Below are 23830 nucleotides of genomic sequence, written 5' to 3'. Positions count from 1 at the left end.
TTCGGCTGAACCGCCGGAGGCTTACGCCTCGAAGACCTCACGCACCAGCTGCTCCTGCTCGGCCTGGTGGCGCTTGGCGGAGCCCACCGCCGGGGACGAGCCGTGCGGGCGCGAGATGCGCCGCAGTCGCTCGCCGGCCGGGATGTCCGCGCCGACCGCCAGGTCGAGGTGGTCGATCAGGTTGAGCGCGATGAACGGCCAGGCACCCTGGTTCGCCGGCTCCTCCTGCGCCCACAGGTACTTCTCGGCGTTCGGGTACTTGTTGACCTCCGCCTGCAGCTCGTCACCCGGCAGCGGGTACAGCCGCTCGATGCGGATGATCGCCGTGTCCGTGACACCGCGCTTGACCCGCTCGGCCTCCAGGTCGTAGTACAGCTTGCCGGCCACGAAGACGACCTTGCGGACCGCGGCCGGGTCCACCGTCGCGTCGCCGATGACGGGGCGGAACTGACCCGACGTGAACTCCTCCGTCTTCGACGAGGCGGCCTTGAGACGCAGCATCGACTTCGGGGTGAACACCACCAGCGGCTTGTGGTGCGGGTTGTGCACCTGCCACCGCAGGAGGTGGAAGTAGTTCGACGGGAGGGTCGGCATGGCGACCGTCATGTTGTTCTGGGCGCAGAGCTGGAGGAAGCGCTCGACGCGGGCCGAGGAGTGGTCCGGGCCCTGGCCCTCGTAGCCGTGGGGGAGCAGCAGCGTCACGCCGCTCATCTGGCCCCACTTCTGCTCGGCCGCCGAGATGTACTCGTCGACCACCGTCTGCGCGCCGTTGACGAAGTCGCCGAACTGCGCCTCCCACATCACGAGCGCGTCGGGGCGGGCCAGCGAGTAGCCGTACTCGAAGCCCATGACCGCGTACTCGGACAGCAGGGAGTTGTAGACGTTGTAGCGCGCCTGGTCCTCGGAGAGGTACTGGAGCGGGGTGCGCTCCTCGCCCGTCTCACGGTCGATGAGCACCGCGTGGCGCTGGCCGAAGGTGCCTCGCTGGGAGTCCTGCCCGGACAGCCGGACCGGGGTGCCCTCCAGCAGGAGGGAGCCGACCGCGAGGGTCTCGCCCATGCCCCAGTCGATCGTGCCGTCCTCGACCATCGTCGCCCGGCGCTGCAGCTGCGGCAGCAGACGCGGGTGCACGTGGAAGGAGTCGGGGATGTTGACCTGGGACTCGGCGATCCGCTTGACGACCTCCGAGGAGATCGCGGTCGGCACCGCGACCGGGAAGCCGTCCTGCGGCGCCTGGACGACTCCGGCGGCCGGCTGGGACGTAGCCTCGCGGACCTCCGTGAAGACCTTCTCCAGCTGGCCCTGGTAGTCCTGCAGCGCCTGCTCGGCCTCTTCCAGGGTGATGTCGCCGCGACCGATGAGGGACTCGGTGTACAGCTTGCGCACCGAGCGCTTCTTGTCGATCAGGTCGTACATCAGCGGCTGGGTGAAGGCCGGGTTGTCCGACTCGTTGTGACCGCGGCGGCGGTAGCAGATGAGGTCGATCACCACGTCCTTGTTGAACGCCTGGCGGAACTCGAAGGCGAGCCGCGCGACGCGCACGACGGCCTCGGGGTCGTCGCCGTTCACGTGGAAGATCGGGGCCTCGATCATGCGGGCCACGTCCGTCGCGTACATGGAGGAACGCGAGGACTCGGGGGCCGCGGTGAAGCCGACCTGGTTGTTGATGACGATGTGGACCGTGCCGCCGGTGCGGTAGCCGCGCAGCTGCGACATGTTCAGGGTCTCGGCCACCACGCCCTGGCCCGCGAAGGCCGCGTCGCCGTGGATCGCCACCGGCAGGACGGTGAAGTCCGTGCCGCCCTTGTTGATGATGTCCTGCTTGGCGCGGGTGATGCCCTCGATGACCGGGTCGACCGTCTCCAGGTGGGACGGGTTCGCGGCCAGCGAGACCGTGATCTGCTCGCCGTCCAGGCCGGTGAAGGTGCCCTCGGCGCCCAGGTGGTACTTCACGTCGCCGGAGCCGTGCATCGACTTCGGGTCGAGGTTGCCCTCGAACTCGCGGAAGATCTGCGCGTACGACTTGCCGACGATGTTCGCGAGGACGTTCAGGCGGCCGCGGTGGGCCATGCCGATGACGACCTCGTCCAGGCGGGACTCGGCCGCGGAGTCGATGACCGCGTCCAGCAGCGGGATGACGGACTCGCCGCCCTCCAGGGAGAAGCGCTTCTGGCCGACGTACTTCGTCTGCAGGAAGGTCTCGAAGGCCTCGGCCGCGTTCAGGCGGCGCAGGATGCGCAGCTGCTCCTCGCGCTCCGGCTTGGAGTGCGGGCGCTCGACGCGGTCCTGGATCCACTTGCGCTGCTTCGGGTCCTGGATGTGCATGAACTCGATGCCGGTGGTGCGGCAGTACGAGTCGCGCAGCACGCCGAGGATGTCGCGCAGCCTCATCATCGACTTGCCGGCGAAGCCGCCGACCGCGAACTCGCGCTCCAGGTCCCACAGGGTGAGGCCGTGCTCGACGATGTCCAGGTCGGGGTGCTTGCGCTGGCGGTACTCCAGCGGGTCGGTGTCGGCCATGACGTGGCCGCGGACCCGGTAGGAGTGGATCAGCTCGAAGACGCGGGCGGCCTTGGTGACGTCGTCGTCGTGCGAGGCGTCGATGTCCTTGAGCCAGCGGACCGGCTCGTAGGGGATGCGCAGCGACTCGAAGACGTCGTCGTAGAAGCCCTGCTCGCCGAGGAGGAAGTTCGCGACGATACGCAGGAACTCGCCGGAGGCGGCGCCCTGGATGACCCGGTGGTCGTAGGTCGACGTGAGCGTCATGACCTTCGAGATGCCGAGCTTGTTCAGGGTGTCCTGGGAGGTGCCCTGGAACTCCGCCGGGTAGTCCATGGAGCCGACGCCCATGATCACCGACTGGCCGGGCATCAGACGCGGCACGGAGTGGACGGTGCCGAGGCCGCCGGGGTTGGTCAGGGAGACCGTGACACCGGTGAAGTCGTCCATCGTCAGCTTGCCGTCACGGGCGCGGCGGACGATGTCCTCGTAGGCCTGCCAGAACTCGAAGAAGTTCAGCGTCTCGGCCTTCTTGATGCCGGCGACGACGAGCTGGCGGTCGCCGTTGGGCTTCACCAGGTCGATGGCCAGGCCGAAGTTGACGTGCGGCGGCTTGACGAGGGTGGGCTTCCCGTCCTTCTCCGCGAAGTGCCAGTTCATCGACGGCATGGCCTTGATGGCCTGGACCATCGCGAAGCCGATCAGGTGCGTGAAGGAGATCTTCCCGCCCCGGGCGCGCTTCAGGTGGTTGTTGATGACGATCCGGTTGTCGAACAGCAGCTTCACCGGGACCGCGCGGACCGAGGTGGCCGTCGGCAGCTCCAGCGAGGCGTTCATGTTCTTCGCGACCGCGGCGGCCGGGCCGCGCAGCGTGATCAGCTCGGGGCCCTCCGGGGCCGCCGTGGCGGGCGCGGCCTTGGCCGTCGGCTGAGCGGGCGCCTGTGCGGGCGTCGCCGGCTTGGCCGGGGCGGGGGCCGCGGCCGGTGCCGCGGGAGCGGGGGCCGCAGCCGCGGCGGCGGGCTTCGGGGCCGCAGGGGCGGGCGCGGGGGCGGCGGGGGCCGCGGGCGCGCTCGGGGCCGGGGAAGCCGTGGTGGTGGTTCCTGCGACCCCCGCGGCCGCAGTACCCGCCGGAGCCGCGGCGGCAGGCGCGCCCGGCTTGTAGTCGGCGAAGAAGTCCCACCAGGCACGGTCTACCGAGTTCGGGTCCTGGAGGTACTGCTGATAGATCTCGTCGACGAGCCACTCGTTGGGACCGAACGCAGCAGCGGGGTTCTTCCCGGCTGGGTCGTCGGTCGAGATGCTCGAGTTACTGGGGGACTGTGGCGACACGGCGGCAACCGCCCTCTTCCGCTTCACAAGGTTATGGACAGCGGGAATAAAGGCTACGCCTCCGAGACCGGGAAGGTCAGGTCGGGCAGGTTCATCGTCGCGTAAGTCACATCAGAAATCTTGTTTCAGGGCTTGATATGGCGGGAAACAAGCGTGGTTCCGCATGTGAGCTGAGGTGTGCGGGATCGCCGAGCGGGGCCCGGCGCGACTCGCTCGGGCGTGCGTCGCGGGGCTGTCCCTGATCACACGTGTCCGACTGCGGGGACGCTCGTGGATCTTGTGGCTCCGGTTCGGACTTTACGTCAACCTGGGACGGAAGTCTCTCCCGGAAGAGTGACGATGATCCTGCAGCCCCGCTCGGATTCGGCCACACCGATTCGGCCGCTGTGCAGATCCACCGCCCACCGGGCGATCGCGAGGCCGAGCCCGGTGCCGCCGTCGCTGCCCGGACCGTGCGGCCGGGTCACCGAGCCGCGGTTGAACCGCTCGAACACGCGGTGCCACTCGGACCTGGGGATTCCGGGCCCCTCGTCCAGCACCTCCAGCTCCAGCGACTCCGGCTGCGGCCCGCGCCGCGCCTTCACGGTGACGCGCCCGTACGGCGGGCTGTGCTTGACCGCGTTGTCGATCAGGTTGGCGACGACCTGGTGGATGCGCTCGGGGTCCGCGTGCGCGGTCAGCTCCGGCGGGGAGACGTCCAGGTGCAGATGTACGTCGGTACGCGTGTGGCTGCCGGAGCCGGAGGCCATGCCCGCGCGCGCGGAGGCGACCATGTTGGCCTCCTTCAGCACGCCCGACAGGTACGGCCACACCTCGAAGCGGCGCAGCTTCAGCGGTACGACGCCGTTGTCGAGCCGGGAGAGGTCCAGCAGGGTCTCGACGAGCCGGCCGAGCCGCTCGGTCTGTTTCAGGGCCGTCCGCATGGTCTCCGGGTCGGCCTCGGTGACCCCGTCGACGATGTTCTCCAGCACCGCGCGCAGGCCCGCGATCGGGGTGCGCAGCTCGTGCGAGACGTTCGCCACCAGCTCCTTGCGCTGGCGGTCCTGCGCCTCCAGCTCGTCGGCCATGACGTTGATCGTCTGGGCCAGGTCGCCCAGCTCGTCACGGCGGTTCTCGCGGACTCGGCGGGTGTAGTCGCCCTGCGAGATCGAGCGGGCCACCAGGTTCATCTCGTCCAGCGGCGCGGTGAGTGAATGGGCCACGAACTGCGTTATCAGCAGTGTGGCGATCATCGAGAAGACCGTGATGAAGCGAAGCTCCGTCTTGGTGTGCACCGCGACGATCGAGAGACCGGTGGTGATCAGCACCGAGATGACGACGAGTGCGCCCAGCTTGGTCTTGATCGAGAACGGGCGTACGCCCCCCCAGGGATCCTCCCCGGGGCTCCTCCGTGCGGCCTCCCGCCGTTCGCTCATGGCGTCGGTGTCTCCAGCGCGTAGCCCACGCCGTGCACGGTACGGATCCGCTCGGCGCCGATCTTCCGGCGCAGCGCCTTGATGTGGCTGTCCACCGTCCGCGTGCCCGACGCGTCCGCCCAGTCCCACACCTCGGCCAGCAGCTGCTCCCGGGAGAGCACCGCGCGCGGGGTGTTCGCCAGGCACACCAGCAGGTCGAACTCGGTGGGCGTGAGGTGGACGTCCTCGGACTTCACCCGCACGCGGCGCTGCGCGTGGTCGATCTCCAGCTCGCCGAGGCGCAGGATGCCCGAGCGGGGCGTGGACGCGGCGACGACCGCCCGCTCCACGCGCCGCAGCAGGACGTGCACCCGCGCGGCCAGCTCCCGCATGGAGAACGGCTTGGTCATGTAGTCGTCGGCGCCGACGCCGAGCCCGACCAGCATGTCCGTCTCGTCGTCCCGCGCGGTGAGCATCAGCACCGGCACCGGGCGCTGGGCCTGCACGCGCCGGCAGACCTCCAGGCCGTCGAAGCCGGGCAGCATGATGTCGAGGATCAGCAGGTCGGGCTGCCAGGCCTCGGCCGTGTCGACCGCCGCGGGGCCATCGGACGCGGTCTGCACGAGGAATCCCTCGGCGCGGAGCCGGGCCGCGATGGCGTCGACGATCGTCGGATCGTCCTCGACGACCAGCACGCGGCGCTGCGCGCCCTGGGTCGTCGTGGCCGCGCTGGTCTGGGAGGTGTGTGTCTGCTCCATCGCCCGCCCCTGTTGCTTTCCGGAATCCGTGGGGTGATCCCATGACTGCGATTGACGCTTGAATGATCGGCGTCAGGGCAGCACATTACGGGGACTCACCGCGCCGTCGCTATCCAGGTCGGACGGCGAGGTGTACGGCGTCCGGAACGCCCCGGGCAACGGGGACCTCTTCGGTACGCACCTGATGGAACCCGGCATTCCACATGGTTCCTTCAAATTCCGGAGAGGGCTCGGCAGACCATACCGCCAACACCCCTCCCGGCCTCAACACCCTTGCACACGCAGCGAGTCCGGACGGCGAGTAGAGGCCGTCGTTGTCCTCGGTGACGGTCCAGCCCGGGCCGTTGTCGATGTCGAGACACAGGGCGTCGAAAGTGTCCGATGTCTCATTGACGTAAGTGACAAGGTCGGCCTGGACGATCTCGGCGCGGGGATCGGCGAGCGCGTGCGCGGAGACAACCGACAGCGGTCCGTCGCCCCGGTGCCAGTCGATGACGGCCGGCTCCCGCTCCACGACCGTGATCCGGCCCCATCTGTCGGGATCCGCCGCGGCGTGTGCGAGCGAGAATCCCACCCCCAGTCCGCCGATCAGCACGTCCGGTGCCGGGCGCCCGTCCAGGGCGTCGTACGCGGCGTCGACCAGCAGCCGCTCCGAGCGGCCGTCGGAGGTGTCCATGAGGAAGCACCCGTTGGCGATGATCTGCAGCAACTCGCCGTGCCTGCGCAGCACCACCTCCCCGTACGGGCCTTCGCGTCGGTCCAGGACCTCAGGAGTGTCGTAGACGGCAGTCATACGCCCATCCTCCTCGAACGAGGCGTTGCGTTCACGGGAATTGACCACGAACCCACGGGTAACAGGTTGCGGGGCGGTGCGGGGCAGCGCGGCGCGACTGCCGCCGCACGCCGCCACCGCGCGCCTCGTGCGCGCCGCCGGCAAGGGGCGGACGCGTTTGAAGCTTCTGAGGTTGCTGTGAATCCGCTCTCGCGTGGCGTCGGTCATAGACAGCGGCCGCGGGAACACGAAGGGTGGGGCGCGACGGAAGGAGTGCCTCACCGTGGAACGGATCGTGACCGGGCCTGCGACGGCCGCGTCCCCGCCCCTGGGCACGCCCCTTCCCGCCGACTCCCTGCCGGATGTCGCCGGCCTGCTCGACGGAGTCCCACGCCAACGAGAGCTGCCCGCCCCGGCCGCGACGCCGGCCCCGGCCGCGACCCGCCCCTCCTTCCGGCCCTGGTACCTCCTGCCGACCCCCACCGGCACCCCGTTCACCTTCGCCTACGCGTCCCTCCTCGCCCTCACCTCGCTCGTGGCGGACTGGGCCGACCCCGCCCTGATGCACACGCTGTACCAGGGCTCCAGCACCGACGTCGCCCACCTGGTGCGCACGCCGGTGCTGGTGCTGCTGGCGAGCGCGCTGTGGATCGCGGGCGGCATCGTGTCGCCGTACGCGGGCGCGTTCGTGCTGGTGCTCACCGCGCTGGAGCGGCGGATAGGCGGCGCCCGGGCGGCCTGCGTGTTCCTGGCGGGCCACGTCCTGGCGACCCTCGCGACCGAGGTCCCGGTGGGCCTCGCGGTCCTGTTCGGCCACCTTCCGGACACCTCCCTGCACCGCCTCGACTACGGCATCAGCTTCGGTGTCGCCGGCAGCATCGGTGCCCTGTCCGGCCTGCTCACCCCCTGGGTCCGCTGGCCCCTTCTCACCCTGGTCGCGAGCATGCTCCTCGACGACCTGACCGCCTTCCAGGACCCGATGACCAACTGGGGCCACCTGATCGCCCTGAGCATCGGCATCGCCGGCTGGCCGCTGGTACGGCGCTGGCGCTTCCCCGCGACTTCCCCGGGGTCCGTGTGAACGCCTGCTCGATGGTGTAGCGATGCTGCTGGCCGTGGCAGGGAGCCGTGGTCAGGGCACGGGGGAGCTCTTCATGACTGATTGGGCCGTACGGTCAGCACAGGCTGAGCTGTTCCCCCTCCGAGGGCGGCAGGAGTATGTGCCGTATCCGCTCGACACCGGACCGCCACGGGTAGCCCTCGGATTCCTCCCACAGGCCCAGCAGTTCGGACGGCTCGGTCACGACCCGGTCGAGGGCTTGTAGCGCGAGTGACCGCAGGGCCGTGAGATCGGGGAGGGGTTCCTCGGGTCCGTAGTGCGGCGAGGGGATGTCGCCGCCCGGACACTGGGCGGCGACCAGCGCGGCCGCCGCGACGGCCTCCTCCGCCTCGGGTGCTTCGAGGTAGTCGTCGGTGTCGACGGCTCGCACCAGCGCGTCGCGAACCATTCCCGCGCGCTCGTTCAAGGCCGCGTCGTCGAGACCGTTGCACCAGTCCGCGGCGGTGTCGTTGTCAAAGGGTCCCGTGTCCCAGGTGCCCATGGGCTCCTCCCCGTTCGTGCTGACGTCCGGGCATCCTGGCAGGCCCCACTGACATCACCTCTGGTCTGCAACAACATCCCGGTCACCGGCCGATCGCTCACAGCGAACAAGGACCCGGGAACATTGGCGGAGCCCCGTGCATTGAGTCGGCATAGCTCAAGTTGACTGCCTAAGGGGAGATCATGGCTGCTGAGTCCACGGCGTTCACGCTCGTGTTGCCCGTGCTGCCGCTCGACGACGAGGTCGTGCTGCCCGGGATGGTGGTTCCGCTGGACCTGAGCGACGCCGAGGTGCGGGCCGCGGTGGAGGCCGCGCAGGCCGCCGCCCGGTCGGAGCCCGGGAAGCCCAAGGTTCTGCTGGTTCCGCGCATCGACGGCACGTACGCCAAGACCGGTGTGCTGGGCACGGTCGAGCAGGTCGGCCGGCTGGCCGACGGCGACCCGGGGGCCCTGATCCGCGGCCGCGGCCGGGTGCGGATCGGCGCCGGTACGACGGGTCCGGGCGCGGCGCTGTGGGTCGAGGGCGCGGGGGTCGACGAGACCGTCCCCGACCCGCTGCCCGGGCATGCCGCCGAACTCGTCAAGGAATACAAGGCCCTCGCCACCAGCTGGCTGAAGAAGCGCGGCGCCTGGCAGGTCGTGGACCGCGTCCAGGCCATCGACGACGTCTCCGCGCTCGCCGACAACTCCGGGTACTCGCCCTTCCTCACCACCGAGCAGAAGGTCGAGCTGCTGGAGACCGCCGACCCGGTGGCCCGCCTCCGGCTCGCCGCGCAGCAGTTGCGCGACCACCTCGCCGAGCAGGACGTGGCCGAGACCATCGCCAAGGACGTCCAGGAGGGCGTCGACAAGCAGCAGCGCGAGTTCCTGCTGAGGCGTCAGCTCGAGGCCGTCCGCAAGGAGCTGCGCGAGCTGAACGGCGATCAGGACGGTGAGGAGTCCGACGACTACCGCGCCCGCGTGGAGGCCGCCGACCTGCCGGAGAAGGTCCGCGAGGCCGCCCTCAAGGAGGTCGACAAGCTGGAGCGGTCCTCCGACCAGTCGCCCGAGGGCTCGTGGATCCGCACCTGGCTGGACACGGTCCTGGAGATGCCGTGGAACGAGCGGACCGATGACAGTGCTTCCGCGTACGACATCCAGGGCGCCAGGGCGATCCTGGACGCCGAGCACGCGGGTCTGGAGGACGTGAAGGAGCGCATCACCGAGTACCTGGCCGTCCGCAAGCGGCGCAGTGAGCGCGGCCTCGGTGTGATCGGCGGGCGGCGCGGCGGGGCCGTGCTCGCGCTTGTCGGCCCTCCCGGCGTCGGCAAGACCAGCCTCGGCGAGTCCGTCGCGCACGCCATGGGCCGCAAGTTCGTCCGCGTCGCCCTCGGTGGTGTCCGGGACGAGGCGGAGATCCGCGGCCACCGGCGCACGTACGTCGGCGCGCTGCCCGGCCGTGTCGTGCGTGCCATCAAGGAGGCGGGGTCGATGAACCCCGTGGTCCTGCTGGACGAGATCGACAAGGTGGGGTCGGACTACCGGGGCGACCCGGCCGCGGCCCTGCTGGAGGTGCTGGACCCGGCGCAGAACCACACCTTCCGGGACCACTACCTGGAGGTCGAACTGGACCTGTCCGACGTGGTCTTCCTCGCCACCGCCAACGTCCTGGAGGCCATCCCGGAGGCGCTCGCCGACCGTATGGAGATCGTCCGCCTGGACGGCTACACCGAGGACGAGAAGGTCGTCATCGCCCGTGACCACCTGCTCCCGCGCCAGCTGGAGCGGACCGGCCTGGCCAAGGACGAGGTCACGATCGACGAGGGCGCGCTGCGCAAGCTCGCCGGCGAGTACACCCGCGAGGCGGGCGTGCGCACCCTGGAGCGGTCCATCGCGCGGCTGCTGCGCAAGATCGCGGCCCAGCACGAACTCGGCGAGCGGAAGCTGCCGTTCACCGTCCGGGACGAGGATCTCCGCGCGCTGATCGGGCGTCCGCACCACGTGCCCGAGTCCGCCCAGGACCCGGCCGAGCGCCGTACGTCCGTGCCGGGCGTGGCGACCGGTCTCGCGGTCACCGGAGCCGGTGGCGACGTCCTCTTCGTCGAGGCGTCCCTCGCCGACCCGGAGACGGGCGCGGCGGGGCTGACCCTGACCGGCCAGCTGGGCGACGTGATGAAGGAGTCGGCGCAGATCGCGCTGAGCTTCCTGCGCAGCCACGGCGCCGAACTGGAGCTGCCGGTGGCCGACCTGAAGGACCGGGGCGTGCACATCCACTTCCCGGCGGGCGCGGTCCCTAAGGACGGACCGAGCGCGGGCATCACGATGACCACGGCCCTCGCCTCCCTGCTCTCCGGCCGGCTGGTCCGCACCGACGTGGCGATGACCGGCGAGGTCTCGCTGACCGGCCGGGTGCTGCCCATCGGCGGTGTGAAGCAGAAGCTGCTCGCCGCCCACCGCGCCGGGGTGACCACCGTGATCATCCCCAAGCGCAACGAACCCGACCTGGACGACGTCCCGGCCGAGGTGCTGGACAAGCTCGACGTCCACGCCGTGACCGACGTCCGCCAGGTCCTGGAACTGGCGCTCGCACCCGCCACGAACGGCGCGGAGCCGGAGGTTCCGGTCGCGGCGTGACGACGTGGTCCATCAGCGGGTTGCGCCCGCGGTGACCGGATGAGGGAAGGCCCGGGTTCCGTGAGGCCCGGGCCTTCGCCGTGCCGTGGGCGAGCGCGGCCGCGGACGAGCGTGCATATGGATCAACTGGGTAGAATTCAGGCGTGAGTGGGCAGGTGGTGCAACCTTCCGGCCCGATCGGGACGGAGATCGCCGGCTACCGCGTGGAGCGCGAGCTGGGCCGCGGCGGCATGGCCGTCGTCTACTGCGCCCGGGACCTGCGCCTCGGCCGTACCGTCGCCCTCAAACTCCTCGCCCCCGAGTACACCCGCAACGACTCCTTCCGCCGCCGCTTCCACCAGGAGTCGCGGATCGCCGCCGCCATCGACCATCCCCACATCGTCCCCGTCTTCGAGGCCGGCGAGACCGACGGGATCCTGTACATCGCGATGTGCTTCGTGCACGGCATGGACCTGCGCGCCGTGCTCGACCGGGACGGTCCGCTCCCCGTGCCGGCCGCGCTGCGCATCGCCGCCCAGCTGGCCTCCGCGCTCGACGCGGCCCACGAGCACGACCTGGTGCACCGCGACGTCAAGCCCGGCAACGTCCTGGTCACCAAGGGCGTCGACAGCGACCACCCCGAGCACGTCTACCTCACCGACTTCGGGCTGGCGAAGAAGTCCCTGTCGCTGACCGGGTTCACCACCGCGGGCGAGTTCGTCGGCACCCTCGACTACGTGGCGCCGGAGCGGGTCGCGGGCCGCCCCGTGGACGGCAGGTCCGATCTCTACAGCCTGGCCTGTGTCGTCTACGAGACCCTCGCGGGCGCACCGCCCTTCCGCCGGGACGACGACCTTGAGCTGCTGTGGGCGCACCAGTACGACCCGCCGCCCCTGCTGAGCGAGGCGCGGGCCGGGATCCCGGCGGCCGCCGACGACGTCCTGCGCAGGGCACTGGCCAAGGCCCCGGACGACCGCTACGGCACCTGCCTGGAGTTCGTCGCAGCCCTGCGCGCCGCCCTGGCCGACTGTGGCCCGCGGCGCCGTACGCCCACGCTGGTGGACGCCCGTGCGGCCGAGGCTCTCCCTGCCGCCGACCCGGTGCCCGCCTCGCCCGCCTTGCCGGCCCCGCCCGCTCCGCCCGACTGGGCCGGCCCGGTCCTCGGGGGACCGGCGTCCTAGGCGCGCCGCGCTGAAATACCGGACGCTTTCCTCCTCGTCAAGTCCCGAGTCCTCGGAACGTGACCGCGTTCTGGCATTCCGGCCTACTTGAAGCACGGCCCCACCGGAGAAACCGGAAACCGAAAAAGGGCCCCGAATCAAGTAGGAGAAAGTCATGAAGCGCATCAACGAGAACCGCGAGGCCGTCCGTACCAAGCGAGGTTTCCGCCTCTCGACGATCGTCGCCTCGGCCGTGGTCGTCGCCGGCGGAATCATCCTCCCGGCCGCCGCCGCCTCGGCCGCCCCGATGCCTGACTCGTCGACCGTCACGCTGGTGGCCAAGCACCACGACAAGCACGACGGTGACCAGCACAAGAAGCTGAAGAAGGCCAAGAAGGGCAATGCGACCGGCGGCAACGGCGGTAATGCCACGAGCAACGGCGCCGGCAACGCGACTGGCGGTAATGGTGGTAACGCCACGAGCAATGGTGGCGGGAATGCGACCGGTGGTGGCGGCGGTAACGCCACGAGTAACGGCGCCGGGAATGCGACTGGCGGTAATGGTGGTAACGCCACGAGTAACGGTGGCGGGAATGCGACCGGTGGTGGCGGCGGTAACGCCACGAGTAACGGCGCCGGCAACGCGACTGGCGGTAATGGCGGCAATGCCACGAGTAACGGTGGCGGGAATGCGACCGGCGGTAATGGTGGTAACGCCACGAGCAACGGCGCCGGCAACGCGACCGGCGGCAACGGAGGTAACGCCACTTCCAACTGAAGCCCACGTCGCTGACAGCAGCGAGTGAGCGACGGCGGATCCGGGTGGCGCGGTCAGCGGCCGCGCCACCCGATCACCGGCCACGAGCCCCCAGTCCTCCCAGTCTCTCCCCCCGCAATCCCGACCGCCCCCCTCAAGAAACGGCACCCCTCATGACCCGCAACGTCCGCAAGAGCAGCCTGGCCGTGGCCGCCGCCGCCCTCCTGTTTCCCCTCGGCGCAGTCCTGATCCCCGCAGGCGCCGCCTTCGCCGCCCCCGCGCCGTACAGCGTGACCGCCTCGGCGAAGGGCGACGACCACGGCAGCAAGGACCAAAAGAAGAGCGACGATCACCACAAGGACGATCACGGCAAGAAGCACGGCGATCACGGGGACGGGAAGCACGGCGACCACGACACCTGCGAGGCCGGCAACGCCACAGGGGGCAACGGCGGCAACGGCACCGGCGGCGACGCCACGGTCTGCACGGCTCCGGGCGGTACCGGCACCGGCGGCACCGGCGGCCGGGGCAGGGGCTCATGCGGCGGCAAGGGCACGAACGGCGGCAACGGCACCGGCACCAACGGCAACGACGGCCCGCCGTGCCCCGACGACCACAAGCCGGAGCCGTCCGGCGGGGACACCGGCAGCACCTCCACACCGGAGACGCCCGCCCCGGCCGACCCCGGGCCTGCTGCCCCGGAATCGCCCGCCCCGCCGGACGTGGTCATCAACTGAACAGGGAGAAGGCCGAACACAGAGAAGACCGCACACACAGAAAGCCGACCGCTCACTGCCCCGCCCTCCCCGGCGGGGCATTCCCATGTCAGCTCGGGGTCAGCGTCTGCTCCGCCCACACGGTCTTGCCGACCCGGTCGTGGCGGGTGCCCCAGCGCTTGGCGAGCTGCGCGACCAGCAGCAGGCCCCGGCCGCCTTCGTCGAAGATCCGGGCGCGCCGCATGTGCGGGGTGGTGCCGCTGGAGTCGTAGACCTCGCAGATCAGGGTGGAGTTCTGGTGGATGAGCCGGAGCTGGATGGGCGGGCGGCCGTAGCGGATGGCGTTGGTGACCAGTTCGCTGACCATCAGCTCGGTGGTGAAGGAGGCCTCGTCAAGGCCCCAGGCGCTCAACTGATCGCTAGTGTGCTTACGGGCCCGGGCCACCACGGAGGGATCGCTGTCCAGCTCCCAGGCGGCGACCCGGTCGGCGTGCAGCGCCCGGGTGCGGGCGACGAGCAGGGCGATGTCGTCGTCGGGGCGGTGGCTCAGCAGCTCGGTCAGCACCCGGTCGCACACCGCGTCCAGCGTCGGCGCGGGGCGGACGAGCGCGCCGAACAGTTTGTCCAGCGCCTCGTCGATGTCGTGGTCGCGGGCTTCGAGCAGCCCGTCGGTGTAGAGGGCGAGCAGGCTGCCCTCGGGCAGTTCGGTCTCGAACGCCTCGAAGGGCAGCCCGCCGAGCCCCAGCGGCGGACCGGGGGGCACGTCGATGAAGCGGACGGTGCCGTCCGGGGTGACCACGGCGGGCGGCGGATGGCCGGCCCGGGCGAGCGTGCAACGGCGTGAGACCGGGTCGTAGACCGCGTACAGACAGGTGGTGCCGATGCCCCCGGCGGTCTCGGCCGCCGGGTCGGCGCTGCCCTCGTCGGCGGCCAGCCGCAGGACGAGGTCGTCGAGGTGGGTGAGCAGCTCGTCGGCGGGCAGGTCGACATCGGCCAGGGTGCGCACCGCGGTCCGCAGCCGGCCCATGGTGGCGGAGGCGCGCATGCCGTGGCCGACGACATCGCCGACGACCAGGGCGACCCGCGCCCCGGACAGCGGGATCACGTCGAACCAGTCGCCGCCCACACCGGCCTTGGTGGCCGCGGGCAGATACCGGGTGGCGATGTCCAGGGCCGCCTGGTCGGGCAGCGTGTGCGGGAGCAGGCTGCGCTGCAGGGCCATGGTGGTGGTGCGCGCGCGGGAGTGCCGGCGGGCGCTGTGCAGGCCGGTGGCCGCCTGGGCCGTGAGTTCCTCGGCGAGCCGCAGATCCTCCGGGCCGAACGGCTCGGGGCGCCGGTGGCGGCCGAAGAGGGCCACCCCGAGCGTGCTGCCCTCGGCGAGCACCGGCACCAGCATCAGCGAGTGCGTGCCGTACGCGTGCAGCCACGCGGCCGCCGGGTCCACGGCCGCCCACCCCGTGACCACCGGGTCCGAGGTGTCGTACAGGACGGAATCGCCGGAGACCAGGCACTCCGCCAGGGGTGAACCCGGTTCGTAGGCGATCGCCTCGCCGGTCCGGGCCCCGGACGCGGGTCCGGCGTCGTCCGGGACGGCCCGTAGCGCGGCGCGGCGCAGGACCACCGGGCTCGTGTCGGCGGGGCCGCCCGGGGTCCGTGGGGCGTCGAGCAGGTCCACGGCCATGAAGTCCGCGAGCCGGGGGACCGTGGCCTCGGCCAGCTCCTGCGCGGCCCGCCCGAGGTCGGGAGCCGTACCCGGGTGCGTGCCGGTCTCGCCCTCGGCGCCCCGGCGGGCGGACTCCGGGGCGCGCCGGTGCGCCGCGAGGCAGACGGCGCGCACCCTGCCGGTGCCGTCCTTGAGCGGGGTCAGGACGGTGGACAGGCCCAGATCCGGGACGAGGCCGGTCCGCACCTCCTGGGGCTCGCCGGTCTCCAGCACCTGGCGCATCGTCCGGTCGGCCTCCTCGCTCGCGTGACCGGGTGAGATGTGGGTCAGGCGAAGCCCGCGCATCGCCGCCTCGGGCAGGGACAGGGCGCGTTCCAGGCGGCGGTTGGCGCGCATCAGGCGCTGCTCGGTGTCGAAGATCGCCAGCGGGAAGGGGGACTGGATGAACGTCCACTCCTCCAGCGGTTCGCCCCGGGGCGGCTGGGGCCGGTCCGCCACGGCGGTCACCACGAGCCAGTCGACGGCCCCGGTGTCCGACGTCCGGCGGTGGGCGAGGAGCCCCTGCTCGACGCGCCGGCCGTCCCGGTGCCGCAGGGGCACGGTCCCGTTCCACCGGTCGCGCCCGGCCAGGGTCCGGCGGGCCGAGCCGGCCTCCGCGGCGAGCAGTGCGGACGCGGGCCGTCCGACGACCTCCGAGGCCTCGTGGCCGAGCAGCCGCCGGGCGCCTTCGCTCCAGCCGGTCAGGATGCCCTGCTCATCGATGGTGGCCGTGGCCGTGTACGTCGACTGTCGCTCCATCGCCGCTCATCTCGCCCTTGCTCGGCAGGCTCCTCTCCAGCATGATCCCGGCCGGCGCGGAGCACCAACGCAGCGCACGGCGGCCGCCCGCGGGGGACGACCGCCGCACCCGCACGGCGGCTAGCCGTTGGCCAGCGCCACCACGCGGTCGAGTGCTCCATTGAACTTGTCGTGGTCGCCGACTGTCGGGCCGGAGGAGGTGTACTGCCACATCGTGTAGTACGACCAGCCCGCGGGCAGCGTCCCCGGGTCCGAGGCGTAGCGGGCGATCCACAGCGGGTTGTTCACGGCGAAGCCGCCGTAGTTGCCGGTGCACTGGGTCCACCAGCTGGTGGCCGTGTAGATCACGGGGTACCGGCCCGTACGCGCCCTGTAGGTGTTCAGGAAGTCGGCGATCCAGCTGACCATCCCGCTGGCGGACTTGCCGTAGCAGGCGGCGCCGTACGGGTTCCACTCGATGTCGAGCGCGCCGGGCAGGGTCTTGCCGTCGCGGGACCAGCCGCCGCCGTGGTCGACGAAGTAGTTCGCCTGGGTGGCGCCGCTCGTGGTGTCCGGGGTCGCGAAGTGGTACGCGCCGCGGATCATGCCGACGTTGTACGAGCCGTTGTACTGCTGCGCGAAGTAGGGGTTCGTGTAGTACGTGCCCTCCGTGGCCTTCGTGTAGGCCCAGCGGACGCCGCTGTTCCACAGAGTGCTCCAGGCGACGTTGCCCTGGTGGCCGGAGACGTCGACACCCTCGGTCTGGGTGACGTCACCGGTGGAGGGGGTGCCGTTCTGTCCGTCGTGGGCGAGGACTCCCATGCCCATGTACGCCGAACCGCGGCCGGGTGTGCTCGCGGCCTGGGCGGCGGTGAGGGGGAGGGCCAGGGAGAGCGCCGCGAGCAGGGCGGTGACCAGGACGGCGAGCGGGCGCGGGTGGGGGGAACCGGGTCTGTGCACGGGCATGACGTGCCTCCGAGGAGTGAGGTGGGGGGGACCGTGGAGTGACCGCTGATCCACTGGCGTGGGCATGCCATTGATTGCCTGCTAAAGAAGCTACGCACGTAGATGACGGAGTGGGAAGGGGGTCCGGAGGCTGCCGTTGGTCTACGCCTGCGAAATACTTACGGAGCTGCGGCAATGACGGCGTTTGACAGAAACTTTCAGGACAGCGAAACCGATCAGGGGTGCTGACGTGCACGAGGACGGAAACGGCGACGGACATCGGGTCACCGACCAGGTGACGCCGAGTGGTGCAGACCAGGAATTCCTGGCGCTGGAGCGCGAGTTGACCGTGCTGCTCAGGCGTGCCCGGGCCAACCAGGGCGAGATGGCCCGCGAGGTCCACCCCGACCTGGAGTCCTCCGCGTACGGCCTGCTCATCCGCCTCGACGAACTCGGCGGCCAGCGCGCCACCGAACTCGCCGCCTACATCGGCGTCGGCAAGGCCACCATGTCCCGCCAGCTGCGCGCCCTGGAGGAGCTGGGCCTGATCGCCCGCGAGCCCGACCCCGCCGACGGCCGCGCCTGGCTGGTGACCCTGACCGACGAGGGCCGCGGCCGCGTCGGCAAGGTCCGCGAGGCCCGCCGCGCCCGCTACGTCAGCCAGCTGGCCCACTGGGACCGCCTGGAGGTGGCCGAACTGGCCCGCCTGCTGCACCAGTTGAACACCGTCATGGAGAAGTAGCCGGCACTCCGGGGCGGGCCCTACGAGAGGCCCCACGACAGGCCCTGCGGCAGGTGGCCTACGACAGGCCCTAAAGCTCGACGTACACCGCCGTCGCGTCGTCGTGCGTCTTGCTGCGGCCGAGGAACGCCCGCTCCTCCCGGTCCGCCGACTCCAGCTCCCGTACCCGCTCGACCAGGGAACGGGTGCCCTCCTTGGCGACGAGGTCGAACAGGGCCGTCCAGTCACCCTCGTGGAACTTCTCCGTCCAGCGCGTCACGCCGTCCGTCAGGGCGGCCAGGGCCCGTACCTCGTGGCGGGGGAGGGTGCCGATGACCGCGCGGGAGGCGACCGAGGGGTCGGCGGCGGCCGTGAAGAAGCCGCCCTCCTTGTTGCGCAGATGCGCGTCGATCAGGGCGTCGGTGGCCAGCGCGGAGCGGGGCAGCCGGTCGAGCCGGTCGTCCAGGACCGGGGTGACCGCGCCTTCGGGGGACTGCAGGAGCAGCACGGAGTCGGACAGGACCAGGTACTCCACGGTCTCGTCGGACCAGCGGGTCAGGACCACCGTCGCCTGGGGGGTTCGCGGGTGAGAAAGCTCACAGGTTTGCGCATGGGTCTGGGCGGTCCGGGCGATCGCCCGCGAGAGAATCTCCGGGAGCGTCAGATCTCGCCCGGAAACGGTCAGTTCGGTCAGCGCGCCGCCGAGCCGCGCCGTGAACCACGGGACCGAATGCAGACACCCCGTCCCGTCCCGTGGCGGCGTCACTCCGTCCAGCAAGATCACGCAACCCCCCTGACCGGACGCGGGTAGTCCGACTCCGGCGAAGTCCTCGTTGGGTCGGGTCGGGGCGCCGGCTTCCGAAACGAGATCAGTGCGCATTCAGCCAGTCTGCACGACCCCTTCACAGGCTTCGCCAAAGACTGGCAAGCACCCTCGAATTGGCACGGCCCCGCAGGTCAGGCGCCTGGTTTGGGGGTAAATGACGCACTCCGGGAAGACGTGGTGGCGAATACTGCCAAAGCCTGACGCGCACGTCCAACCGGCCCACCGCACAAGGGCCCTGCACACGCCACAGGAACTTGCCCGCCAACTCCCCTCCGATGTTCACTCCTTCGGGTGGCGGGTCAGGTGATGCGCGACCACTGCTCACCGGCGCTGGAAGGGTCGGGAACCGTACGAACCGGGGGTGTACGCACCACTTGGTACCGAGATCACGGGGCGCCACCCGGGCCCTTGGGTAGACGAGTTCAGGAATGCGAGCACCGGTGCAGATGAAGCGGCCTCGGCGCACAAACAAGCAGACGGCCCCCGAGGGGGTCGCCGAGCAGACCCCCGTGGGCACCGGCCGCCCCACTCATGTGCGCACCCGGCTGATCGTCGCCGTGGCCGTGGTGGCCGCGGCCATCGCAGGAGCGGGAGCGCCCGCGCTGCTCACCGCCTCCCAGGACCTCAGCGACTCGCAGGACCTGGTGACGCTGGCGGCCCGCACGCAGGACGCGCTCGCACTCGCCCACTCGCTCGCCGACGAACGCGACGAGGTCACGGCCTACATCGCCGCCGGCCGCCCCAAGGCCAAGGCACCCTCCGAGCAGCGCAGCGCCCGCGTCGACCGCCAGGTCGACGACCTGCGCGCCGACACCGACACCCCGGCCGCGCTGCGCACCGACCTCGACGCCATCGCGGCCGTCCGGCGCGCCGCCCTCACCGGCAAGACGAACGCGCTGCAGACCCACCAGGCGTACTCGGCCACCATCAGCGAGCTGCACCGGCTCGCCGACGACCTGGCCGACCAGCTGCCCCCGCGGGCCGGCTCCGGCGCCTACTCCCTCGCCGAACTGGACTCCGCCGTCCAGCAGTCCGCGGCCGCCCGCGGCCTGCTGCTGGCCGCGCTGAACATCCCGTCCAGCACCCAGACGGTGATCAACCCCACCACCGGTCTGCCCACCACGACCACCACCACGAACGAGGCGGACCGGAGGCAGCGCGACGCGCTCACCGCCGCCGCCCAGCAGGCCCGCCTGCGCGCCGACGCGGCCCTTGCCGACTTCCGCGAGACGGCCCCCAAGGCGGCGGTGGCCTCGTACGACTCCACGGTCACCGGCCCCGAGGTCAACTCGGCGGAGAAGTATCTGGCCGCCCTCACCGACCAGCCGACGTTCAGCGGCAGCGAGTCGACCACCGGCGTCAAGAAGCTGGACGCGGCCCTGTCCGCCCGTGTCGACCTGATGCGGGGCGCCGAGTCGGCCCTCTACGACCACCGCACCAAGGACCTCGCGGCGCTCCGGGACGACGACGTCACCGCCCTGGAGATCCGCGTCGCCGTCCTCGGTGTCCTGATGCTGGTCACCGTGGGCATCGCCACCGCCATGGCCCGCACCCTCACCCGCCCGCTGTCGGTCCTGCGCCGCGGCTCGGCCCGCCTGGGTGAGGCCGAGGACCCGGTCACCCAGGAACCGATCGCCTTCACCGGCCGCAACGACGAGTTCGCCCAGGTCGTCCGCTCGGTCAACGCCCTGCACGCGCACGCGGTATCCCTGCACGAGCAGACCGCCGCCGCGCACGAGCGGGTCACCACCCTGGAGACCGACCGCAAGCACCTGGTGGGCCAGCGGCAGAAGATGGCCGATGCCCGCGAGGAGCTGCGCGCCGAACTCGACGAGTCGGCCGCCCAGCTGGAGCGGCTGCGCGGCAGCATCGGCGGTACGTTCGTCAACCTCGCCCTGCGCACCCTGGGACTGGTCGAGCGCCAGCTGGCGGTCATCGAGGGCCTGGAGGAGCGCGAACAGGACCCCGAGCGGCTCGCCACCCTCTTCAAGCTCGACCACTTCGCCACGGTCATGCGCCGCCACAGCGAGAACCTCCTGGTCCTCGCCGGCACCGAACACGTCCAGCAGCACCACGGACCGGTCCCGCTGGTGGACGTCGTACGGGCGGCGGTCAGCGAGATCGAACGCTACGAGCGGGTCCGCATCGCCGCCCTGCCCCCGCACGCCCATGTCGCGGGCTTCGCGGCCGACGACCTCTCCCACCTGCTCGCCGAACTCATGGAGAACGCCACCTCGTTCTCCCCGCCGGACCTGCCCGTCGAGGTCTCCGGCTGGCTCCTCGAATCCGGCGAGGTCATGCTCTCCGTCCAGGACGAGGGCATCGGCCTGGCGGGCGACCGGCTCGACCGCCTCAACGCCCGCCTCACCGACTTCGACCCCGCCTCGCCGTACGACCAGGAGGGCGAGGCCGGCCTCGGTCTCGGCCTGTACGTCGTGGCCCGCCTCGCCCACCGGCACGGCGTCCGCGTCCAGCTGCGCGAGCAGAAGCAGGGCGGGGTGGCGGCGGTCGTCGTCCTGCCCAAGTCCCTCCTCGCCGAGGCCCCCGCGGCGGCGGTCCCGCCCTCGGCCGGACTCTCGGACGCCACCCAGGCCATCTCCTTCCCCGGCGCCGACGCCGAGGCCAACTCCAACGTCCTGCACGCCCGCACGAAGGACCCGGACAAGGACACGGACCCGCTGGTGGCGCTGGCGGAGAAGCTCGCCCGCGAAGCGGAGGCCCTGGAGGCCCACACCAGGCCGGAGCCCGACGAGCCGACCACCGAGGAATCGGCAACCCGCCCGAAGGAACCGGCAGAAACCTTCGCCGAAACAACGATGGAGCTACTGCTCCCGGACACCCCGACAGACTCCGAGGCCGCCGAGTCCCACGACGCCCCCGAGTCCGCCCGCGCGCCCGAGTCCCACGACGCACCCACGGCCCACGAGGCACCGGAGTCCCGCGAGGCCCGCGCGGCTTCCCATGTACGCGAGGCCCAGGGCGCACCTGAGTCCCACGATGCGCCCCCGGCGCACGAGGCACCTGAGGCTCGTGGCGCCCGCGAGGCTTCCCACGTGCCCGAGGCCCACGGCGCACCTGAGTTCCACGGCGCGCCCGAGTCCCACGATGCGCCCGAGGCTCACGAAGTACCTGAGCCCCGCGTGGCCCGCACGGCTTCCCACGCACCCGAAGCCCAGGGCATACCTGAGTCCCACGATGCGCCCGCGGCTCACGAGGCACCCGAGTCCCGTGGCGCCCGCGCCGCTTCCCACGCACGCGAGGCCCACGGCGCGTCCGAGGCCCACGGCGCGTCCGAGTCCTACGGCGTGCCCGAGACCCACGATGCGCACACGACTCATGAGGCACCCGAGTCCCGTGGCGCCCGCGCCGCTTCCCACGCACGGGAGGCCCACGACGCGTCCGAGTCCTACGGCGCGCCCGAGGCCCACGGCGCGCCCACGGCCTCCCACGCACCCGCAACCGCCGACGGCGAGCGGGCCCCGCTGGGGCCACCCGCACTCGACGACGAAAGCCGCACGGGTGGTGCGGGTGGGAGCGAGGACGCCGAAGGCGAAGCCGAGGCGCTCACCAGCAAGGGCCTGCCCAAGCGCACACCCAGGATCACCGCGCCCACAGCCCCGCCCCGCCAGCGCAGCGCATCCGTGGACGCCGAAGCCCTCCGCCGCAGACTCGGAGGCTTCCGCCAAGGAGCACAGGCCGGCTACAGGGACGTAGAGGCAGAGATCGCCACACACACCGAACACGCCACGGGGGGCACAGCCGAGGAGGCAAGCAGTTGACCGCGCCCAGTACCTACGGCCTGAGCAGTGAAGCCCGCAACCTGCACTGGCTGCTGACCAACCTGGTCGAGGAAGTACCCGGCATCCAGTCCGTCGCAGTCGTCTCCTCGGACGGCCTGCTCCTGCTCTCCTCCGACCCCGCCCGCACGGCCGAGTCCCGCCGGAGGAAGGCGGCGAAGGGCCCCCGGGGCTCCTCCGCCGACCTGGCGACCATCGTCTCCGGCATCGGCAGCCTCACCATCGGCGCCGCCGGTCTCCTGGAGTTCGGCGGCGTCAGGCACACGATGATCGCGATGGACGAGGGCAGCCTCTTCGTGATGTCGATCAGCGACGGCTCGCTGCTCGGCGTGCACGGCTCCGCGGAGTGCGACATGAGCGTGGTGGCGTACCACATGGCGCTCTTCGTCGGCCGTGCCGGCCACGTCCTGACCCCCGAACTCCGCAGCGAGCTGAGGAAATCCCTGGAGGCCGAGCCGACGACGACGGGGAGCACCCGATGACCGGCCCGGCAGGGAAGCAGCAGCTCCCGGTCCGCGGCGGCGACCGCAAACCAGCCCGCGTCCGCCCCTACTCGCTCACCGGCGGCCGTACCCGCTTCGGCCACGTCCTCCTCGTGGAGACCTTCGTGGCGGCCCTGGAGGCCCCCGAGGAGCGCAAGGAACTGACGAACGGTTCCCTCGCCACCCGGGTCATGCCCGAGATGCGGGCCATCGTCGAACTGTGCCGCCGCATGCGCACGGTGGCCGAGATCGCCGCGCTGCTGAGGATGCCGCTCGGCGTGGTCCGCGTCCTGCTGAGCGATCTCGCGGACCAGGGAAAGATCCGTGTGTACGGCACCGGAACGGGTCACGGCACCGGCCGCCCGGACCGCGTTCTGCTGGAAAGGGTGCTGAGTGGACTCCGCCGTCTCTGACGCCACCGGCGTCACCCCCCTCGTCGCCGGTTTCGCCGAGCCCGACGAGGATCTGAAGGCCTGGCAGAAGGACCGGGACCGGGCCCCCGTCGCGACGAAGATCGTGGTCGCGGGCGGCTTCGGCGTCGGCAAGACCACGCTGGTCACGACCGTCTCGGAGATCAAACCGCTGCAGACCGAGGCGCTGATGACCGAGGCGAGCGAGGGCACCGACGACCTCTCCGCCACGCCCGGCAAGCTGACCACCACGGTGGCCATGGACTACGGCCGCATCACCCTTGACGACGACCTGGTGCTCTACCTGTTCGGCACGCCGGGCCAGCAGCGGTTCTGGTTCATGTGGGACGACCTGGTGCGCGGCGCGATCGGCGCCGTCGTCCTGGCCGACACCCGCCGCCTGAAGGACTGTTTCCCCGCACTGGACTACTTCGAGAGCTGCGGACTGCCGTACGTCGTCGCGGTCAACCACTTCGACGACAGCGAGCTGTTCGAGCCGGAGGACGTACGCGAGGCGCTGACCGTCCCCGCGCACATCCCTGTCATGATCATGGACGCGCGGCGCCGGATCTCGGTGATCGAGACCCTCCTGGCCCTGGTGGGCCACGCGCTGGACGAAACCCCCGAGTAGT

Annotated in this window: 18 protein-coding genes; 10 read left to right on the top strand and 8 right to left on the bottom strand. The window is 71.2% G+C overall.

Going from position 1 to position 23830, the window contains the following annotated elements:
• Positions 1-21: 21 nt before the first annotated feature.
• The 4 genes from ACFY3C_RS12625 to ACFY3C_RS12610 form a co-directional block, all read right to left on the bottom strand.
• Positions 22-3828, bottom strand: coding sequence for a multifunctional oxoglutarate decarboxylase/oxoglutarate dehydrogenase thiamine pyrophosphate-binding subunit/dihydrolipoyllysine-residue succinyltransferase subunit (locus ACFY3C_RS12625; protein WP_390770731.1), 3807 nt, complete (start codon positions 3826-3828; stop codon positions 22-24).
• Between the two features lie 302 nt (positions 3829-4130).
• A complete protein-coding gene (locus tag ACFY3C_RS12620; protein ID WP_386578296.1) occupies positions 4131-5243 on the bottom strand; it encodes an ATP-binding protein in 1113 nt (370 codons plus the stop codon).
• Complete coding sequence (locus tag ACFY3C_RS12615) at positions 5240-5980, bottom strand: response regulator transcription factor (protein ID WP_386578297.1); 741 nt, start codon at positions 5978-5980, stop codon at positions 5240-5242. Before ACFY3C_RS12615 ends, ACFY3C_RS12620 begins: the two co-directional genes overlap by 4 nt.
• A 109-nt stretch (positions 5981-6089) precedes the next feature.
• Positions 6090-6773, bottom strand: a complete 684-nt coding sequence (locus tag ACFY3C_RS12610) for a spermidine synthase (protein ID WP_390770730.1) — start codon at positions 6771-6773, stop codon at positions 6090-6092.
• Positions 6774-7035: 262 nt separating this feature from the next.
• Between ACFY3C_RS12610 and ACFY3C_RS12605 the strand changes: the two genes are divergently transcribed.
• Positions 7036-7833: a rhomboid-like protein gene (locus ACFY3C_RS12605; protein ID WP_390770729.1), complete on the top strand. Its 798-nt coding sequence runs from the start codon at positions 7036-7038 to the stop codon at positions 7831-7833.
• A gap of 94 nt (positions 7834-7927) precedes the next feature.
• Here ACFY3C_RS12605 and ACFY3C_RS12600 read toward each other — a convergent pair whose 3' ends face one another.
• Positions 7928-8353 (bottom strand): DUF4259 domain-containing protein, encoded by a 426-nt coding sequence (locus ACFY3C_RS12600; RefSeq protein ID WP_390770728.1) that lies wholly within the window; start codon positions 8351-8353, stop codon positions 7928-7930.
• A 182-nt stretch (positions 8354-8535) separates the two neighbouring features.
• Here ACFY3C_RS12600 and lon point away from each other — a divergent pair, with 182 nt between their 5' ends.
• The 4 genes from lon (at position 8536) to ACFY3C_RS12580 (ending at position 13598) form a co-directional block, all read left to right on the top strand.
• Positions 8536-10965, top strand: coding sequence for an endopeptidase La (gene lon, locus ACFY3C_RS12595; protein WP_390770727.1), 2430 nt, complete (start codon positions 8536-8538; stop codon positions 10963-10965).
• 143 nt (positions 10966-11108) lie between these two features.
• Positions 11109-12125, top strand: a complete 1017-nt coding sequence (locus ACFY3C_RS12590; protein WP_390770726.1) for a serine/threonine-protein kinase — start codon at positions 11109-11111, stop codon at positions 12123-12125.
• A gap of 154 nt (positions 12126-12279) precedes the next feature.
• Positions 12280-12882 (top strand): hypothetical protein, encoded by a 603-nt coding sequence (locus tag ACFY3C_RS12585; protein WP_390770725.1) that lies wholly within the window; start codon positions 12280-12282, stop codon positions 12880-12882.
• A gap of 152 nt (positions 12883-13034) precedes the next feature.
• The gene (locus ACFY3C_RS12580; protein ID WP_390770724.1) at positions 13035-13598 is read left to right on the top strand and encodes a hypothetical protein; all 564 of its coding nucleotides are present in this window, start codon (positions 13035-13037) and stop codon (positions 13596-13598) included.
• A gap of 88 nt (positions 13599-13686) precedes the next feature.
• On the opposite strand, the gene ACFY3C_RS12575 is transcribed toward ACFY3C_RS12580, so the two are convergent.
• Both ACFY3C_RS12575 and ACFY3C_RS12570 read right to left on the bottom strand, forming a co-directional pair.
• Entirely contained in the window at positions 13687-16038 is a 2352-nt protein-coding gene (locus ACFY3C_RS12575; RefSeq protein ID WP_390770723.1) for a SpoIIE family protein phosphatase, read from the bottom strand.
• 120 nt (positions 16039-16158) lie between these two features.
• Positions 16159-16983 carry a lysozyme gene (locus tag ACFY3C_RS12570; protein WP_390770722.1) on the bottom strand — a complete coding sequence of 275 codons (825 nt, stop codon included), beginning with the start codon at positions 16981-16983 and terminating at the stop codon, positions 16159-16161.
• 229 nt (positions 16984-17212) lie between these two features.
• On the opposite strand from ACFY3C_RS12570, the gene ACFY3C_RS12565 reads away from it, so the two are divergent.
• Positions 17213-17704 carry a MarR family winged helix-turn-helix transcriptional regulator gene (locus tag ACFY3C_RS12565; protein ID WP_386581215.1) on the top strand — a complete coding sequence of 164 codons (492 nt, stop codon included), beginning with the start codon at positions 17213-17215 and terminating at the stop codon, positions 17702-17704.
• Positions 17705-17774: 70 nt separating this feature from the next.
• Here ACFY3C_RS12565 and ACFY3C_RS12560 read toward each other — a convergent pair whose 3' ends face one another.
• Positions 17775-18563: a protein phosphatase 2C domain-containing protein gene (locus ACFY3C_RS12560; RefSeq protein WP_390770721.1), complete on the bottom strand. Its 789-nt coding sequence runs from the start codon at positions 18561-18563 to the stop codon at positions 17775-17777.
• 386 nt (positions 18564-18949) lie between these two features.
• On the opposite strand from ACFY3C_RS12560, the gene ACFY3C_RS12555 reads away from it, so the two are divergent.
• Genes ACFY3C_RS12555 through ACFY3C_RS12540 form a run of 4 tightly spaced genes read left to right on the top strand, consistent with a single transcriptional unit; the run spans position 18950 to position 23829 of the window.
• Positions 18950-22288, top strand: coding sequence for a nitrate- and nitrite sensing domain-containing protein (locus tag ACFY3C_RS12555; RefSeq protein ID WP_390770885.1), 3339 nt, complete (start codon positions 18950-18952; stop codon positions 22286-22288).
• A complete protein-coding gene (locus ACFY3C_RS12550; RefSeq protein ID WP_386581220.1) occupies positions 22285-22788 on the top strand; it encodes a roadblock/LC7 domain-containing protein in 504 nt (167 codons plus the stop codon). Before ACFY3C_RS12555 ends, ACFY3C_RS12550 begins: the two co-directional genes overlap by 4 nt.
• Entirely contained in the window at positions 22785-23201 is a 417-nt protein-coding gene (locus ACFY3C_RS12545) for a DUF742 domain-containing protein (protein ID WP_390770720.1), read from the top strand. The genes ACFY3C_RS12550 and ACFY3C_RS12545 overlap by 4 nt, the downstream gene beginning before the upstream one ends.
• Entirely contained in the window at positions 23182-23829 is a 648-nt protein-coding gene (locus ACFY3C_RS12540; RefSeq protein WP_386581223.1) for an ATP/GTP-binding protein, read from the top strand. Before ACFY3C_RS12545 ends, ACFY3C_RS12540 begins: the two co-directional genes overlap by 20 nt.
• Position 23830 lies beyond the last annotated feature (1 nt).

This window comes from Streptomyces sp. NPDC001410 (assembly GCF_042895235.1).
Lineage (GTDB): Bacteria > Actinomycetota > Actinomycetes > Streptomycetales > Streptomycetaceae > Streptomyces.
The sequence above is the reverse complement of the archived record's forward strand: the minus strand, read 5'-3'. Positions and strand labels throughout refer to the sequence as shown.

What these genes read in the sequence shown, in the direction of transcription:
- ACFY3C_RS12615 (WP_386578297.1), bottom strand. Translation starts at nt 5,980, where the DNA reads ATGGAGCAGACACACACCTCCCAGACCAGCGCGGCCACGACGACCCAG.
- ACFY3C_RS12570 (WP_390770722.1), bottom strand. Translation starts at nt 16,983, where the DNA reads ATGCCCGTGCACAGACCCGGTTCCCCCCACCCGCGCCCGCTCGCCGTC.
- ACFY3C_RS12575 (WP_390770723.1), bottom strand. Translation starts at nt 16,038, where the DNA reads ATGGAGCGACAGTCGACGTACACGGCCACGGCCACCATCGATGAGCAG.
- ACFY3C_RS12610 (WP_390770730.1), bottom strand. Translation starts at nt 6,773, where the DNA reads ATGACTGCCGTCTACGACACTCCTGAGGTCCTGGACCGACGCGAAGGC.
- ACFY3C_RS12580 (WP_390770724.1), top strand. Translation starts at nt 13,035, where the DNA reads ATGACCCGCAACGTCCGCAAGAGCAGCCTGGCCGTGGCCGCCGCCGCC.
- ACFY3C_RS12600 (WP_390770728.1), bottom strand. Translation starts at nt 8,353, where the DNA reads ATGGGCACCTGGGACACGGGACCCTTTGACAACGACACCGCCGCGGAC.
- ACFY3C_RS12545 (WP_390770720.1), top strand. Translation starts at nt 22,785, where the DNA reads ATGACCGGCCCGGCAGGGAAGCAGCAGCTCCCGGTCCGCGGCGGCGAC.
- ACFY3C_RS12585 (WP_390770725.1), top strand. Translation starts at nt 12,280, where the DNA reads ATGAAGCGCATCAACGAGAACCGCGAGGCCGTCCGTACCAAGCGAGGT.
- ACFY3C_RS12560 (WP_390770721.1), bottom strand. Translation starts at nt 18,563, where the DNA reads ATGCGCACTGATCTCGTTTCGGAAGCCGGCGCCCCGACCCGACCCAAC.
- ACFY3C_RS12620 (WP_386578296.1), bottom strand. Translation starts at nt 5,243, where the DNA reads ATGAGCGAACGGCGGGAGGCCGCACGGAGGAGCCCCGGGGAGGATCCC.
- lon (WP_390770727.1), top strand. Translation starts at nt 8,536, where the DNA reads ATGGCTGCTGAGTCCACGGCGTTCACGCTCGTGTTGCCCGTGCTGCCG.